Source organism: Thiobacillus sp., assembly GCF_018780105.1.
GTDB lineage: Bacteria > Pseudomonadota > Gammaproteobacteria > Burkholderiales > Thiobacillaceae > Thiobacillus.
In genome coordinates, this window is record NZ_JADMKC010000007.1 from 1 (window position 1) to 14,019 (window position 14,019).

General features: G+C 63.4%; 15 protein-coding genes. 7 read left to right on the top strand and 8 right to left on the bottom strand.

Features of this window, described 5'->3' with window-relative positions:
- The 3 genes from IV098_RS06560 to IV098_RS06570 all read left to right on the top strand — a co-directional run.
- The coding region (locus tag IV098_RS06560; protein ID WP_296887275.1) for a biotin--[acetyl-CoA-carboxylase] ligase at positions 1-968 on the top strand (968 nt) is incomplete at its 5' end.
- The gene (locus IV098_RS06565; RefSeq protein WP_296887278.1) at positions 965-1,699 is read left to right on the top strand and encodes a type III pantothenate kinase; all 735 of its coding nucleotides are present in this window, start codon (positions 965-967) and stop codon (positions 1,697-1,699) included. The genes IV098_RS06560 and IV098_RS06565, both read left to right, overlap by 4 nt.
- The gene (locus IV098_RS06570; RefSeq protein ID WP_296887280.1) at positions 1,696-2,355 is read left to right on the top strand and encodes a hypothetical protein; all 660 of its coding nucleotides are present in this window, start codon (positions 1,696-1,698) and stop codon (positions 2,353-2,355) included. The genes IV098_RS06565 and IV098_RS06570 overlap by 4 nt, the downstream gene beginning before the upstream one ends.
- On the opposite strand, the gene ubiA is transcribed toward IV098_RS06570, so the two are convergent.
- Both ubiA and IV098_RS06580 read right to left on the bottom strand, forming a co-directional pair.
- The gene (gene ubiA / locus IV098_RS06575) at positions 2,350-3,219 is read right to left on the bottom strand and encodes a 4-hydroxybenzoate octaprenyltransferase (protein WP_296887281.1); all 870 of its coding nucleotides are present in this window, start codon (positions 3,217-3,219) and stop codon (positions 2,350-2,352) included. The genes IV098_RS06570 and ubiA overlap by 6 nt on opposite strands.
- On the bottom strand, positions 3,216-3,779 hold the full coding sequence (locus IV098_RS06580; RefSeq protein WP_296887283.1) for a chorismate lyase: 564 nt from the start codon (positions 3,777-3,779) through the stop codon (positions 3,216-3,218). Before IV098_RS06580 ends, ubiA begins: the two co-directional genes overlap by 4 nt.
- 97 nt (positions 3,780-3,876) lie before the next feature.
- On the opposite strand from IV098_RS06580, the gene IV098_RS06585 reads away from it, so the two are divergent.
- The 4 genes from IV098_RS06585 to IV098_RS06600 are packed head-to-tail and all read left to right on the top strand — an operon-like array spanning position 3,877 to position 7,494.
- Positions 3,877-4,734: a TRAP transporter TatT component family protein gene (locus tag IV098_RS06585; RefSeq protein WP_296887285.1), complete on the top strand. Its 858-nt coding sequence runs from the start codon at positions 3,877-3,879 to the stop codon at positions 4,732-4,734.
- Positions 4,734-5,753, top strand: a complete 1,020-nt coding sequence (dctP, locus tag IV098_RS06590) for a TRAP transporter substrate-binding protein DctP (RefSeq protein ID WP_296887286.1) — start codon at positions 4,734-4,736, stop codon at positions 5,751-5,753. The genes IV098_RS06585 and dctP overlap by 1 nt, the downstream gene beginning before the upstream one ends.
- A complete protein-coding gene (locus tag IV098_RS06595; protein ID WP_296887288.1) occupies positions 5,750-6,250 on the top strand; it encodes a TRAP transporter small permease in 501 nt (166 codons plus the stop codon). Before dctP ends, IV098_RS06595 begins: the two co-directional genes overlap by 4 nt.
- Positions 6,247-7,494, top strand: coding sequence for a TRAP transporter large permease (locus IV098_RS06600; RefSeq protein WP_296887289.1), 1,248 nt, complete (start codon positions 6,247-6,249; stop codon positions 7,492-7,494). The genes IV098_RS06595 and IV098_RS06600 overlap by 4 nt, the downstream gene beginning before the upstream one ends.
- 32 nt (positions 7,495-7,526) lie before the next feature.
- Here IV098_RS06600 and recG read toward each other — a convergent pair whose 3' ends face one another.
- The 6 genes from recG to IV098_RS06630 all read right to left on the bottom strand — a co-directional run bounded on the left by recG (position 7,527) and on the right by IV098_RS06630 (position 14,013).
- Positions 7,527-9,584: an ATP-dependent DNA helicase RecG gene (gene recG, locus IV098_RS06605; protein WP_296887291.1), complete on the bottom strand. Its 2,058-nt coding sequence runs from the start codon at positions 9,582-9,584 to the stop codon at positions 7,527-7,529.
- 7 nt (positions 9,585-9,591) lie between these two features.
- Positions 9,592-9,972 carry a RidA family protein gene (locus tag IV098_RS06610; RefSeq protein ID WP_296887293.1) on the bottom strand — a complete coding sequence of 127 codons (381 nt, stop codon included), beginning with the start codon at positions 9,970-9,972 and terminating at the stop codon, positions 9,592-9,594.
- 23 nt (positions 9,973-9,995) lie between these two features.
- Entirely contained in the window at positions 9,996-12,194 is a 2,199-nt protein-coding gene (locus IV098_RS06615; protein ID WP_296887295.1) for a bifunctional (p)ppGpp synthetase/guanosine-3',5'-bis(diphosphate) 3'-pyrophosphohydrolase, read from the bottom strand.
- Entirely contained in the window at positions 12,187-12,390 is a 204-nt protein-coding gene (gene rpoZ, locus IV098_RS06620; protein WP_296887297.1) for a DNA-directed RNA polymerase subunit omega, read from the bottom strand. The genes IV098_RS06615 and rpoZ overlap by 8 nt, the downstream gene beginning before the upstream one ends.
- Positions 12,391-12,489: 99 nt before the next feature.
- The gene (gmk, locus tag IV098_RS06625; RefSeq protein ID WP_296887299.1) at positions 12,490-13,119 is read right to left on the bottom strand and encodes a guanylate kinase; all 630 of its coding nucleotides are present in this window, start codon (positions 13,117-13,119) and stop codon (positions 12,490-12,492) included.
- Between the two features lie 27 nt (positions 13,120-13,146).
- Positions 13,147-14,013: a YicC/YloC family endoribonuclease gene (locus tag IV098_RS06630; RefSeq protein ID WP_296887301.1), complete on the bottom strand. Its 867-nt coding sequence runs from the start codon at positions 14,011-14,013 to the stop codon at positions 13,147-13,149.
- Between the last annotated feature and the right edge of the window lie 6 nt (positions 14,014-14,019).

Consider the following 14,019-nt stretch of genomic DNA (forward strand, 5'->3'; position numbering starts at 1 on the left):
TTCCCATCCTCCGACGCATCAACAATGGACAGTTCCATTCTGGGCAAAAATTGGCCGACGAGTTCGGACTTTCCCGCGCAAGCGTCTTCAATGTGATCAATCAGGCTGAGTCGCTGGGTGTCACCATTCATGCGGTTCGCGGTAAGGGATACAAACTGCCTGACAAGGTCGAATGGCTAGCCGAGGGCGAGGTGCTGCGAGAGCTGGGGACGATCGGGGGTGACTTCAGTATCCGTATCGACGACAGCGCGGATTCGACGAATTCGGTACTGATGGCCGCTGCGCTGGCGGGTGCGCCGGACGGCGCTGTGTTCTGTGTAGAGCATCAGTACGCCGGCAAGGGACGGCGCGGCCGTCGTTGGCAGGCCGGGCTGGGAGGCGGCTTGACCTTCTCGGTTCTATGTCGGTTTGAGCGTGGGCTGCAGTCAATGGCCGGGTTGAGCCTGGTGGCGGGACTGGCGCTGGCGCGCGCAATAAATAAGCATAGCCGCCATCCTGCACAGTTGAAGTGGCCCAACGATGTGCTGGTTGGGTACCGCAAACTGGGCGGGATTCTGGTCGAGGTGCAGGGTGACATGAATGGAGCGGCGTTCGCCGTGGTGGGCATGGGTTTGAATGTCCATCTGCGTGAGGCGCAACGCGAAAATATAGATCAGGCCGTTATCGACCTGGCTGAAATGGGAGTGACAGCAGGCCGCAACCAATTATTGGCGGATTGCCTGCGGGAACTGCATTCGGCATTGCAGCTGTTCAGGGAGCACGGGTTCGCGGCGCTGCGTGCGGCCTGGATGGAACTGGATGCCTATGTGGGCAAGGACGTGAGTTTGTTGTTGCCAAATACGCAGGCCGTTCACGGCGTGGCGGCGGGGATTGATGAAACGGGTGCGTTTCTGCTCCGCGACGCTGACAATAATCTGGTCGCCTATAACGGCGGCGAGATCAGCTTGCGATTGAGGCCGCGTTCATGAATACGCGGCATGTGTTGATCGATGCGGGTAACACGCGTTTGAAATGGGTCCTTGTCGTCGATGGTCAATGGCAAGACCACGGCAACTCGGATTACGGCGACTTGTCTGCGCTGGCATCGGTGCTGTCTGCCGGAATGAAATGCACGATTGCCAGCGTAACGCGTGTCGATCATGAGGATCAACTCAAAACGCTGCTTACCCGATACGCCATCAAGCCGCGATGGCTGGCGGCTACGGCGCAGTTTCAGGACGTCATCAATACCTATGTGAATCCCGCGCAACTGGGCGTGGATCGCTGGATGGGCATGCTGGCAACGCGCTTGCGCTCGCGCTCCGCCACACTGGTGGTGTCGGCAGGAACGGCATTGACGGTGGATGCCTTGTCGGCGGAGGGACACTTTTTAGGCGGGCTGATTGTTCCAGGGCGGAGCTTGATGCAGCAATCGCTACTGCAGGGCACCGCTCAGATTGAGGCGACATTGGGGGGCTGTCAGCCGTTTCCACGCTCGACAGCCGATGCCGTGCACAGCGGCATCATCGCTGCCTTGTGCGGCGCCGTTCGCCAGCAGTATGCGCAGCTTGCCCGTCAGTGCGGATGCGAGCCTTACTGCGTGCTGACAGGCGGGGATGCCCTCCTGTTGCAGCCCTACCTGGGTTTAACCGCAGAGCATGCGCCCTATTTGGTACTGGAAGGGATCGACCGCGTGGTCAGAGAGGATGTTGCCGGATGAAATGGATTACCTGGATTCTGCTGCTGGCCAATTTGGGCGTGGCGGGATTTTTTGTCGGACGTGACTATTGGCCGCGGACTGAAGCGGAGCAGAACGCGCCGCTCAACGTCGACCGTTTGAGCTTGCGCAGCCAGAGTGCGTCGGCGACCGTTGAAAAAAGTCCGCCCACGCGCGTGGCCAGGCTGGAAACGAAGTCCTTGTGCGTGGAGTGGCGTGGCTTGAGCCGGGACGAGTTTTCGCTGGTGCGTGAGCAGCTCAAGGCTTTGGCTGGGGAGCGGGTGATGTCGTTCACCGAAGTGCCCCTGAATACCCGTATCTGGGTGATATTTCCGCCCTTGCCCACGGCCCAGGCAGCGGCAGCGAAACTCAATGAACTGGCAGCAGCAGGCGTGCAGGACGCTTTTGTGGTGAAAGATGCTGCTTGGCATAACGCGATTTCACTGGGTCTGTATGCCAATACCGAGGCAGCGGAACGCCGGGTGCGTGAAGTGGAAGGCAAGGGTGTGCTGGGCACGCAGGTTGAAGTGCTGCCCCGCAAGGGAACCGATTTCTACTTCGTGATCCGCAGTGAAGATGCCGATGCCCTGAAAAGCCTGGATGCCATCAAGCAGGCCTACCCCAACAGCCAGCAATCGCGCGTGGCCTGTCGCTCATAAGCCAGGCAGCAGGTAGTTCAGCACAATGCCGCCGAACACCGCCGCCCCCAGCCAGCTGTTGTGCAGAAACGCCTGGAAGCAGCGCTGGGGCTCGCGGTGGCGGATCAGTTTCATGTGATAGAGCGCAATCGCCGCAGCCACCAGCAATCCACCGTAGAAAGCCATCCCCATCTGGCGTTGCCAGCCAACCCAGGCAAGCAGCGCCAGGGTTCCGGCGTAGCACAGCGCAATTGCGGCCAGGTCGTAGCGGCCGAAGGTGATGGCCGAAGTCTTGATGCCAAGCTTGAGATCGTCCGCCCGGTCGACCATGGCGTACTCGGTATCGTAGGCGACAGCCCAGAACACATTGGCGGTCAGCAGCAACCACGCTTCCAGCGGAACCTCGCCCCACAGTGCGGCATAGGTCATGGGGATCCCAAAGCCGAACGCAATGCCGAGATAGGCCTGCGGAATGGCAAAAAAGCGTTTGGTGAACGGATAGCTGGCGGCCAGAAAAAGCGCGACGAACGACAGGGCGATCACCAGCTTGCCCAGCGGCAACACCAGCAAAAAAGCCAGCAGCGCCAGCCCGGCCGCCAGCAGCAAGGCTTCCCTGGGGGATACTTTTCCCGCAGCAAGCGGTCGCTCGCGGGTGCGCGCCACATGCGGATCGATATCGCGGTCAGCGTAATCGTTGATCACGCAGCCCGCAGAACGCATCAGCACCACGCCCATGGTGAAGATCCACAGGATTAGCCAGTCAGTCTGGCCATGACTGGCCAGCCACTGGGCCCACAGGGTCGGCCACAGCAGCAGCAGGATGCCGATCGGCTTGTCCAGCCGCATCAGTTTTTCGTAATGACTCAGGCGTTCGGTCAGTTTCATAAAGCGTCGTGGGCAGGAAGAAAAACCTCGGTGACCAGCAGCGGGTGGCCGTTGAGACAAAACACCGAGCGGCGCGCCCACACATGGCGTGCGGTGAACCCTGCGTGGCGTCGCGCTGCGCGATACAGCGGATGGCGTGCATCAAGACGGCGCAGGGACAGGCCAAGCCGCCGGATGCGCGGGTTGGTAAACAGGGCTTCGCCCAGCGGTTTGTTTCCCAGCCGGGTGATGCCATTCCAGCCGCCGCGCAGGCTCGCGCGCGGCAGCACGCTGTGGGCGAATACGCGGGCGATTCCCCCGCCCAGCAGCAGAACATCGCGTCCATAGGCGCGGGATGCCGGACGCAGGTGCAAGGCCTGGGATTCGTCCCTGTTTGGCCGGGTGATTCCGCGCGTCAGCAGTTGGACCTTGAAGTCGGCATGTTGCGCCTGCAAGCGCTGGGTGAGCGAACCTCGATCCGACAGCTTGCCGCGCAAGGTGCGTGGTGCGCGAAAGGCGTGTGCCAGCCAGCCGTGCCGAAGCGGTGTGTGTCGGAGTGGAGGATGCCGGGAAGCAGTCACTGCGGAGTCCAGATGAAAGGTGCATTATGCCAGCGGCCGGTTGCGGACAGTGCTAGCATGACGGCCGCATTCCAATGACATCAAACGAGGAGACCGAATGCTGTTACGACTCAGCGCCGTCATGAGCCTGCTGCTTTTGTCCGCCTGTTCGACCGGACAGTTGGTCGCACGTGGCGCCGCACCCCTGATCGACAACGGGGTGACGGCGATGAACCGCGAGACAGACCTTGGGCTGGCGCGCGCCAGCATGCCGGCCAACCTCAAAATGCTCGAAGCGCTGCTGGTTGCCGACCCCGGCAATACCGCGTTTCAGTTGCAGGCAGCGATGGGGTTTTACGGCTATTCGATGGCCTTCGTCGAACCTGCCGAGCCGGACCGTGCTGCCAGCCTGTACCAGCGTGCACGTGCGCATGCGCTGATCGCGCTCGACCACGCCGGGATGTCCGCGGCGATACTCAATGGCGATATGGCTCAGTTCGAAAAGACTGTGGCATCGCTCGGCCCTGATGCGGTGCCGGCGCTGTTCTGGACCGCGTCGACCTGGGGGAAATGGATCGAACTGCAGCTTGACGACCCGGCGCGGCTGGCCGAATTGCCGCGTGTCGAAGCGATGATGCAGCGGGTGCAGGACCTGGACGAAACCTATTATTACGGCGGCGCGCACCTGTTTTTTGGCGCTTACTATGGCGGCCGTGCGCCGATGTTCGGCGGTGATTTCGCACGCGCGGCCAGGCATTTCGACCGTGCCGCAGCTATCAATCAAAATCAGTTATTGCTGGTTGAGGTTTATCGTGCGCGCTACTTGCTGCGGCAAATGGGCGAGCGCGAAGCGTTCCACAGCACGCTAACCCGCGTGATCGAAACGCAGTCCTACGCCCCCGACTTCAATCTCGCCAACGCGGTGGCCAAACAGGAAGCCGCCGCCTTGCTCGCCCAGGAAAAGGATTTGTTTTGATGCGCAGACTCATGTTTCGAACCCTGTGTGCCCTGGCCTTGCTGGGGACGCCACTTGCCCATGCGGCAGACGCCTACGTACTCAAGTTCGCCACGCTGGCGCCGCAAGGCTCGACCTGGATGAAGGCCTTCGACGCCTGGGGCAAGGAACTCGCCACAAAAAGCCAGGGACGGCTCACAGTCAAGTTCTATCCCGGCGGCATTTCGGGCGACGAGCCCGACATGCTGCGCAAAATCCGCTTCGGCCAGTTGCAGGGTGCGGCCCTGTCCGGGCATGGCGTGGGCGAGATCTATCCGCCTGCACGCATCCTCGAAACGCCGTTCCTGTTCCGCAGCCACGCTGAGATCGACGTCGTGCGCGCCACCATCCAGCCTGCCATCGATGCCGGTTTTCGTGCGCACCAATACGAACTGCTCGCCTGGATGGAAGTCGGCAATATCCACTTCTTTTCGACCAAGCCGCTGGCCAGTCTCGAAGAACTGGCGCGTCGCCGCATCTGGCAATGGCAGGGCGACCGTTTCATGGATGCCTTCTTCAACGCCAACGGCTGGTCGCCGGTCGCGCTGCCGATCACAGAGGTGTACACCGGGCTGTCCACCGGCATGATCGACACCGTCGTGAGCACGCCGCTTGCCAGCATTGCCCTGCAGTGGGCCAGCAAAACGCCCTACATGAGCGATCAGTCGATGGCGACCGGCATCGGCGCGGTGGTGGTGTCGAACAAGTTCTACGCCGGATTGCCTGCCGACCTGCAGGCCTTGCTGAAAAGCAGCGGTGCGCCGCTATCGAAAAAGCTGATTGCCGACACCCGGCGCGACGATCAGAAATCGCTGGAGGTGCTGGCCAAAGCCACCCGCCCGCTGGCGGGCATGCAGCAAAACACGCTCGATCTGGCCGAACAAACCGCGCTTTCGCGCAAGGCCGTCGCCGCACTGGAAGCCAAGGCGTATCTATCAGCCGATCTGGATCGTCAGGTGGACGCCGCACTCACCCGCTATCGGAGCCGCCAGCCCAAGTGATCTTTCTGCGTGCCTGCCGCTGGCTGGAGCAAGCCCTGACGCGGGTCGAGCTCGGCACAGCGCTGCTCGCTTTCGCGGCCATGCTGGGGCTGTCGGTGGCCGACATCGTCGGCCGCAACCTGTTTCACGCCACCCTGCCCGGCGGCGATCTGGTGCTGCGCCAACTGGTACTGTGGGTGGCCTTGCCCGGCGCCGCGCTGGCGGTGGCCGCGCAGCGCCATCTGCATCTCGACCCCGCCAACCTCGCCGCGCGCCCGGCATGGCAAAAGCTCACCGCAATTCCCTTCAACTTGGGGGCCGCGCTCGTCTGTGCGCTGCTCACCCAGGCGGCGTGGGCCTACTGGCAGGATGAATGGCTTTATCAGTCGGGCGAAGCCATCTGGCTGGCCTGGCTGGGCCTGATCCTGCCGATTGCCTTCGGTTTGCTGGCACTGCATTTTCTGCTGCGCGCGGTGCTGGCGCTTCCGGATCGGATCGCGTCGGACGAGGCTGCATGAGCACGCTGCTGTTCATTCTGCTGGCGTTGGTCGGCCTGCCGTTGTTTGTCGTGCTGGGTGCGGCCGCGCTCACGGCCACCCGCGAGGCGCAGCTCGACCCCGCCCTGCTGATGGTGGAGTTTGCGCGTCTCGCCGCGTCGCCCAATCTGGTGGCGATTCCGCTGTTTGTGCTGGCCGGAGCGGTGCTGGGGCAGGGCGGCGCGCCGAAGCGGCTGGTGCGCTTCTTCAACGCCTTGCTGGGCTGGATGCCCGCAGGCATCGCCTGGGTGGCGGTGCTGACGTGCATGGTGTTCACCGCATTTTCCGGCGCGTCCGGCGTCACCATCCTCGCACTTGGCGGCTTGCTGTACCCCATGCTCAAGCATGAGGATTACCCGGACAAGTTTGCGCTCGGCCTCATCACTGCCGGCGGCTCGATGGGCTTGTTGCTGCCGCCCAGCCTGGCCGTGCTGCTGTATGGCGTGGTGGCGCAGGTTGATATCGGCGACCTGTTCGTTGCCGGCTTGCTGCCGACCGCACTGCTGTTCGTGATGGTCGGCGGCTATGCGCTGTTGCGCGGTGCACGTGGCGCACCCCGTCATCACTTTCGCCTGCGTGAACTTGCCCTCGCCGCGCGCGCGGGCTGGGCTGATTTATTGTTGCCCGTCGGTGTCATCGGAGGGCTGGCGGGCGGTTACCTCACCGTGGCCGAACTCGCCGCCTGCACCGCGCTGTATGCCCTGCTGCTGGAAACCCTGATCCATCGCGAGATCAACCTGAAACAGCTGGTGTGGGTGGCGCACGAAGCCGCCGTGCTGGTCGGCAGCCTGTTCATCATTCTGGGCTTGAGCCTGGGCCTCACCAACCTGCTGATCGACGCGCAGGTGCCGATGCACCTGCTCGAATGGGTGCAGGCCAAAGTCACCAGCCCGCTGGAATTTCTGATGTGGATGAACCTCGCCCTGCTGGCGGTCGGCTGCATGATGGATATCTTTTCCGCCATCGTCATCGTGACCCCGCTGCTGCTGCCGCTGGCGACGCACTTTGGCATCCATCCGGTACATCTGGGGATTGTGATTCTTGCCAACCTGGAGATCGGCTATCTCACGCCGCCGGTGGGGATCAATCTGTTTCTTGCTAGCCAGCGGTTCAAACGGCCGGTGCTGGCGGTGTTTCGGGCTACGTTGCCGTTTTTGGTTGTGTTGCTGGGGTGGTTGATGGTGTTGACTTATGTGCCGGGGGTGAGTTTGTGGGGGTTGAAGTGAGGGTTGTAGTTGGCAGCAGATCCACTAAAACCTCAACTCCCCGCCAACCCCTGCCGCCCCCCCAACCACCGCTCCACATGCCGCGCAGCAATTTCCGGATGTTGCTTGAGGCAGCGTTGAGCCAGTTCGCGCGCAGCTTCGAGCAGCTCGACATCCCGCTCTAGATCGGCAAAACGCAACATCGGCAACCCACTCTGCCGGTGCCCCAATAATTCCCCCGGCCCGCGCAGCAGCAAATCCTGACGCGCGATTTCAAAGCCGTCGGTCGATTCGAAAATCACTTTCAAGCGCGCCCGTGCCAGTTCCGACAGCGGCGTTTCGAACAGCAGCACGCAGGCCGATTCGCGGCTGCCGCGCCCGACGCGGCCGCGCAGCTGGTGCAGTTGCGCGAGGCCCATGCGCTCGGCGTGCTCGATCACCATCAGCGCCGCGTTGGGCACGTCGACGCCGACTTCGATGACGGTGGTGGCGACCAGCAGGTGGATGTCGCCTGCCTGGAATGCGTCCATCACCGCCTGTTTTTCCGCCGGCTTGAGGCGGCCATGGACTAGGCCGATGTTGAGTTCGGGCAATTGCGCGGTGAGCGCGGCGTGGGTGTCTTCGGCGGTTTGCAGTTGCAGTTTCTCGGATTCCTCGATCAGCGGGCAGACCCAGTAGGTCTGGCCGCCTTCGAGGCAGGCCTCGCGCACGCGCGCGAGCACGTCGTCGCGCCGCGCCGCGCTCACCAGCTTGGTGACGATGGGGGTACGGCCGGGCGGCAGTTCGTCGATGGTGGAGACGTCGAGGTCGGCGAAGAAGCTCATCGCCAGGGTGCGCGGAATCGGCGTCGCGCTCATCATCAGCTGGTGCGGCTCGCTGCCTTTCTGCATCAGGGCCAGGCGCTGGCCGACGCCGAAGCGATGCTGTTCGTCGACCACCACCAGCCCCAGGTTCCTGAAGCTGCCGGCTTCCTGAAACAGCGCGTGGGTGCCGAACACGACGTCTGCTTCGCCCGCCGCCACCGCCTGCCAGGCAGCGGTGCGCGCCGATTTGCGCTGGCTGCCGGAGATCCAGGCGCAGCGCAGGCCGAGCGATTCGAACAGCGGCGTGAGCTTCTTCGCGTGTTGCTCGGCGAGGATTTCGGTGGGTGCCATGAATGCGGCCTGCAGGCCGTTTTCCACTGCCTGCAGGCACGCCAGCGCGGCGACGACGGTCTTGCCGCTGCCGACGTCGCCTTGCAGTAGTCGACGCATCGGGTGCGGCTGCGCGAGATCGGGGCTGATTTCTTCCCAGGCGCGCTGTTGCGCGGCGGTGAGGGCGAACGGCAGCGTGCTCAGAAAATCGGCAGTCAGGCGCTGCTGGGCGGGCAGGGGCTGCGTGGTCAGCGTGCGCCGTTGTGCGCGTGCGGCGGCCAGCGACAGCTGCTGCGCCAGCAGTTCGTCGAACGCCAGGCGTTGCCAGGCGGGATGGCGGTGCGCATCCAGCTCGGCCAGCGCGGCATCGGCGGGCGGCTGGTGCAGCGTGCGGATGCTGGTATCGAGTGCCGGCAGTTGCAGTTTGCTCAGCCAGTTGGCGGGCAGGGTGTCTTCGATGGGGGCCTCTAGCGCACGGGCGACGACCTTGCGCAGCGCCGCCTGGCCGAGGCCGGCGGTGGTGGGATAGACTGGGGTGAGGCCGCTCGGCAGCGGCGTATCGTCGCCTGCCTTGACGAAGCGCGGATGCACCATCTCCAGTCCGAGAAAGCCGCCGCGAATTTCGCCGATGAAGCGGAAGGTTTCGCCCGGCTGGAACAGCTTGCTGTGGCTGGGATAAAAATGCAGGAAGCGGATGCCGAGCACACCGCCGCCGGCGTCGCGCACCGACAGGGTCAGCATGCGGCGCGGACGGTAGGCGATGGCGGCTTCCGTCACCGTCGCCTGCACTTGCGCGGTGTCCCCCGGCAGCAAGTCGCGGATCGGCGTCAGCCGGGTTTCGTCTTCCCAACGCAGCGGAATGTGCAACACCAGATCGGCGTCGCGGGTGAGGCCCAGTTTGGCGAGTTTGACCGTGAGCGCCGGGCTGACGGGAAAGGAAAACGGCGAGGCCGCGCCGTTTTTCTTTTCCGCTTTCACGCAGGTCTTATCCGATGACCATCACGGCGTCGGCTTCGACCAGCGCACCGCGCGGCAGCGCGGCCACGCCGACCGCCGCGCGCGCCGGGTAGGGCTGGCTGAAGTAGGTGGCCATGATTTCGTTGACCTTGGGGAAATGCGCGAGGTCGATGAGGAACACGTTGAGTTTCACCACGTCGGCCAGCGAACCGCCGGCGGCGTCGGCCACGGCAGCCAGATTCTTGAACACCTGATGGATCTGCGCGTCGATGCCGTCCACCAGTTGCATGGAAGCGGGATCGAGGCCGATCTGGCCGGACATGTACACCGTGTGGTCGACGCGAACCGCCTGCGAATAGGTGCCGATGGCGGCAGGTGCGTCGGCGGTCTGGATGATGCGCTTGTTCATGCTGGGTCCTGTTGCGGGATGGGTTATTGGGTTTGCGTGGCGCGGCCGTCCTTCTTGCCCTTGATGCGAAAAATCCGCACCACGTCGGGCAGCACGCGCAGGCCGCGCATGACGCGGGCGAGGTGCATGCGGTTTTCGACTTGCACGGTGAAGAACAGGATGGTGTAGGGGCTGCCGTCTTCCTCCTCCATCGCCACATTGCCGATGTTGGAGCCGTGCTCGGCGATCGCGGCCGCGACCTTGGCCAGCACGCCGCGCTGGTTGCCGACGACGACCTTGATCTGCACGTCGAACATGCGTCCGGGTTCGGCTTCCCATTCGACGTCCAGCCATTTGTCCGGATCGGCACGGAAGGTGCGGATCGACGGGCAGTCGTGGGTGTGGATGATGAGCCCGCGATCCTTGTGGATGAAGCCGAGGATGGGGTCGCCGGGAATCGGGTGGCAACACTGCGCCAGTTCGACGGCGATACCTTCCGAGCCGCGAATGCTGATGGCGTGGGGATGCGCCGGCGCACCGGATTTTTCGCCCTGCACGTGGAGCAGTTGGTGCGCCACCACCAGCGGCAGTTTGCGCCCGAGGCCGATGCCGGTAAACAGCTCTTGCCGGGTTTGCACACCGTAGTCCTTGATCACGCGTTCCCACACAGCGGGGTCGGGCGAGACCGCCTCGGGGTTGAGCGCGGCCAGCGCATTGTTGAGCAGGCGCTCGCCCAGCGCAGCCGCTTCCTCGACCCGGGTGTTGCGCAGGTAGTTGCGGATATGCGAGCGCGCGCGGCCGGTGGCGACGAAATTGAGCCAGGCTGCGTTGGGGCTGGCGTTCGACGCCGTGATGATTTCGACGTGGTCGCCGTTGCGCAGCTGGGTACGCAGCGGCATCAGTTCGTAGTTGATCTTGACGGCGACGCAATGGCGGCCGACATCGGTGTGCACGGCAAACGCGAAATCCACCGCAGTCGCGCCGCGCGGCATCGCCATGATCTTGCCCTTGGGGGTGAACACATAGACTTCGTCGGGGAACAGGTCGACCTTGATGTGTTCGAGAAACTCGGGCGAGTCGCCGTGATCGGCCTGGATGTCGAGCAGTGACTGCAGCCAGCGGTGGGTGCGGGTCTGCACGTCGGACAGTGCGGTATCGGCAGATTTGTACATCCAGTGCGAGGCGACGCCCGACTCGGCCAGCCGGTTCATGTCGGTGGTACGGATCTGCACCTCGATCGGTGTGCCGTTGGGGCCGAACAGAATGGAATGCAGCGATTGGTAGCCGTTGGCCTTGGGGATCGCGATGTAGTCCTTGAACTTGCCGGGAATCGGCTTGTACAGGGAATGCAGCGTACCCAGCGCCAGATAGCAGGTCGGCTGGTCGCGCACCACCACGCGAAAGCCGTAGATGTCGAACACTTCGGAGAACGCCAGGTTCTTTTCCTGCATCTTGCTGTAGATGCTGTAGAGGTGTTTTTCGCGACCGCTGATGGTGGCCTCGATGCCGACCTGTTCGAGCTTTTCCTGCATGGCGACACGAACGCGTTCGACCAGCTCGCGGCGGTTGCCGCGCCCGGCTTTGACGGCCTTGGCCAGCACCTGATAACGGTTGGGGTGGCTGTAGCGGAAGCCGAGGTCTTCCAGCTCCTGGTAAACCGCATGCAGGCCCAGGCGGTTGGCGATGGGGGCGTAGATTTCCAGGGTTTCGGTGGCGATGCGGCGGCGCTTCTCGACCGGCATCGAGTCCATGGTATGCATGTTGTGCAGGCGGTCGGCCAGCTTGACCAGGATTACCCGCACATCCTGCGCCATCGCCAGCAGCATCTTGCGAAAGTTTTCCGCCTGCGCCTGCTGCTCGGATTCGAACGCCAACTTGTCGAGCTTGGATACGCCGTCGACCAGCAAGCCCACCGCCTTGCCGTAGCGCGCTTCGATTTCGCCCGCGGTGGCCGGGGTGTCCTCCACCACGTCGTGCAGCAGGGCGGCGATCAGGGTCTGCGCGTCAAGATGCCATTCGGCGAGAATGCCGGCGACCGCCAGCGGGTGCGAAATATAGGGTTCGCCGCTCTTGCGGAACTGGCCTTCGTGGGCGCTGCGGCTGAATTCGTAGGCTTCTTCGAGGGTGCTGATTTCGTCCGGCGTGAGATAGGCCAGCGCCGGACGCAGCGAGTCGAATTCGTGAGTCAACAGCGGCGCACGCTGCGGGTGCGCCGGTTGAGGAGTCGTTTGATGCTCAGGCACGGCCTCGATTGAGGATTTCCGGCCCGACCTTGCCGGCTGCAATTTCGCGCAGCGCGGTGACCACGGCTTTGTCGCTCGATTCGACCATGGGCTGCGATCCCTGCACCAGCTGACGGGCGCGATAGGTCGCCGCGAGGGTCAGTTCGAAGCGGTTGGGGAACATGGGAATGCAATCATCGACGGTAATACGAGCCATAGGGCTACTCCTGCTCAGCTGGCGCGGGTGCGCCATGGGTGTTGGGTTCAATCAATTCATCACGGACAAATCGCGCCGGGTAAATTGAGTATGGATCAATCAGATACGCCTGAATTCCTCGAAAAGTGCGGTGTGCCGGGCCATCTGGCGCGCCGTTTCGAGGCGAATGCTGCGGGTGATGGCGAGCAGATCCTGTGAGGCGTGCTCGAAATCATCATTGACGATTATATAGTCGAACGCCCCGGCATGAGCGACATCGTGGGCGGCGGCGGCGAGCCGGCGCTCGATTACTTCGTCGCTGTCCTGCCCGCGTCCGGCCAGCCGCGTGCGCAGCGCGCTGAACGAAGGCGGCAGGATGAAAATCGAGGCGGAATGCGGGAAATGCAGCTTGATCTGGTCGGCGCCCTGCCAGTCGATTTCCAGCAGCACGTCGTGTCCTGCGTTGAGATCGTGGGTGATGCCGCCTTTTGCCGTGCCATAGAAGTTGCCGTACACCTCGGCATGCTCCAGAAACTCACCGTCGGCCAGCATGATCTGGAACTGCTCGCGGCTGACGAAATGGTAGTCGCGCCCGTTGGTTTCGCCGGGACGCGGCGCGCGGGTGGTGTGGGAGACCGACAGGCGGATGGCCGGGTCGGTTTTCAGCAGGGCTTTCACCAGACTGGTCTTGCCGGCGCCGGACGGCGCACTGACAACGTAAAGCACACCGCTTGTGTGGGATGGGTTCATGATCGTTCCAGGTTCGGTTTGTTCTGCTTATTCGATATTTTGCACTTGTTCGCGCATTTGCTCGATCAGCACCTTGAGTTCGAGCGAGGTGCGCGAGGTTTCGACGGCCACCGACTTTGAGCCCAGCGTGTTGGCCTCGCGGTGCAACTCCTGCATCAGGAAATCGAGCCGTTTGCCGACTGCGCCGGGCTGCGCCAATACCCGGCGCACCTCGGCAAAATGGGTGGTCAGGCGCGCAAGCTCTTCGTCGACATCGGCTTTTTGCGCGGCCAGCACGATTTCCTGCGCCAGCCGCTCGTGCCCGGCTTCGCCGAGCGCTTCGTGCAGGCGCTCGGACAGCTTGTCGCGCTGGGCGGCGATCAGGGCCGGCAGCAGGGGGCGCAGGGTCGCCACCTCGGATTCGGCGGCCGCGAGGCGGTCGAGTATGTGCTGCCGCAGCTTGGCGCCTTCGCGCTGGCGGCTGGCCACCATGTCGTCCAGCGTGGCGCGCACCCCGGCCAGTACGGCCTCGTTCAGCGTATCCTGCGATTGCGTGGCGGCGGGTACCGCACCCGGCCAGCGCAGGATTTCGCTGACGCTCAGGGGCGCGCTGTCCGGCAGCCTGTGCTGCACCTCGGCTTGCCACTGGGCCAGTCGCTCAAGAATTGCCGGATTCAAACCGTTATCGGGCGTGGCGGCGGGATTCGGGTTGAGTGCGATGCGGCATTCCACTTTGCCCCGCGAGAGGCGCTGCTGGATGAGCTCGCGTAGCTGTGGTTCCAGGATGCGTACTTCGTCGGCCAGGCGGAAATGCAGTTCGAGATAGCGCTGGTTGACGCTACGCAGGTCAAAATTGAGGCTGGCATGCTCGAGGTTGATGCTGTGGGCGGCGAACCCGGTCATGCTGGCGGTCATAAGATA

Coding starts and splice junctions, on each gene's coding strand:
- IV098_RS06565 (WP_296887278.1), top strand. CDS start 965: ATGAATACGCGGCATGTGTTGATCGATGCGGGTAACACGCGTTTGAAA.
- IV098_RS06570 (WP_296887280.1), top strand. CDS start 1,696: ATGAAATGGATTACCTGGATTCTGCTGCTGGCCAATTTGGGCGTGGCG.
- ubiA (WP_296887281.1), bottom strand. CDS start 3,219: ATGAAACTGACCGAACGCCTGAGTCATTACGAAAAACTGATGCGGCTG.
- IV098_RS06585 (WP_296887285.1), top strand. CDS start 3,877: ATGCTGTTACGACTCAGCGCCGTCATGAGCCTGCTGCTTTTGTCCGCC.
- dctP (WP_296887286.1), top strand. CDS start 4,734: ATGCGCAGACTCATGTTTCGAACCCTGTGTGCCCTGGCCTTGCTGGGG.
- IV098_RS06600 (WP_296887289.1), top strand. CDS start 6,247: ATGAGCACGCTGCTGTTCATTCTGCTGGCGTTGGTCGGCCTGCCGTTG.
- IV098_RS06610 (WP_296887293.1), bottom strand. CDS start 9,972: ATGAACAAGCGCATCATCCAGACCGCCGACGCACCTGCCGCCATCGGC.
- rpoZ (WP_296887297.1), bottom strand. CDS start 12,390: ATGGCTCGTATTACCGTCGATGATTGCATTCCCATGTTCCCCAACCGC.
- gmk (WP_296887299.1), bottom strand. CDS start 13,119: ATGAACCCATCCCACACAAGCGGTGTGCTTTACGTTGTCAGTGCGCCG.
- IV098_RS06630 (WP_296887301.1), bottom strand. CDS start 14,013: ATGACCGCCAGCATGACCGGGTTCGCCGCCCACAGCATCAACCTCGAG.